Below are 956 nucleotides of genomic sequence, written 5' to 3'. Positions count from 1 at the left end.
GGACGGCAGCGGCAGCCCGAGCCCGATCCGGCGGACCGCCGCCGCGACGGTCGCGCCGCCGAGCTGGACGTCGCCGCCGAGCTGCGGCCAGCTCGACAGGGTCTGGTCGATCTCGACCAGGCTCGCCGCGAAGTCGGGCGACATGCCGAGCGCGTCCAGGATTCGCACGACATAGGGCGCTTTCTCCCTGGTCGACAAGCCGCGCAGCTCGGCCCGGCCCGCGCCGTTGAGCATCCCGTGGAACGGCGGCCGGTCCGGCTCCAGGTCGTACCGTTCGACGTCCAGGAGGCCCCGGTCGCTGGTCTCCATCAGCAGCGGCACCCGGTGCCGCCGCGCCGCCTCGCGGACGGCGAGTTTGACGTCGAGCGAGTCGCACTCCTCGACGACGATCGACAGCCCGGTGAAGAAGTCGTCGATCACCTCGTCGGTGACGCCCGCCGGGTAGACCGTCACCGGCAGGTAGGGGTCGAGTTCGGCGATCCGGCGCGCGGTGATCACGGCCTTGTTGAGGCCGAGGTCGAACAGCGAGGCGGGGATCCGGTTGAGGTTGGCCAGCTCCAGGCCGTCGAAGTCGGCGAGCCTGAGTTCGGCGCAGATCCCCTCGAGCGCGAGCGTGTGGGCGATGGCGTGGCCGACGCTCTGCCCGACGACCCCGATGATCTGGGTGCCGAGCCTGTCCTGCTCGGCGCGGGTGAGTTTGTTGCGGTTGCGGTCGAGGCGGACCAGCCGCATCGTCCGCGGGCCCGGCAGGGCGACGAGCCGGTCGCGCCACGGGTAGTGGAACCAGCGGTCGGACTCGGGGCCCTCGCCCGGGTCGGGGGCGTCCAGGAGCCCGGCGAGATCGGCGCGGATCGGGGCGCGCAGATCGAGGACGTCGAGGCCGGGCCTGGCGCGCAGCTCGGCGAGCCGGGCGGCGTCGGCGGCGGGGTCGAGCATCAGGGGCCGGTACACCTGGT

General features: G+C 73.1%; 1 protein-coding gene. It reads right to left on the bottom strand.

Features of this window, described 5'->3' with window-relative positions:
* A partial coding sequence (locus tag ACYVE7_RS34695; RefSeq protein WP_460370882.1) for an Rv1355c family protein occupies nt 1–956 on the bottom strand: 956 nt, incomplete at both ends.

The sequence above is a fragment of the Actinocorallia lasiicapitis genome, from assembly GCF_054778695.1.
Note: the sequence above shows the minus strand (reverse complement) of the source record. Positions and strands in the feature narration are given on the sequence as shown.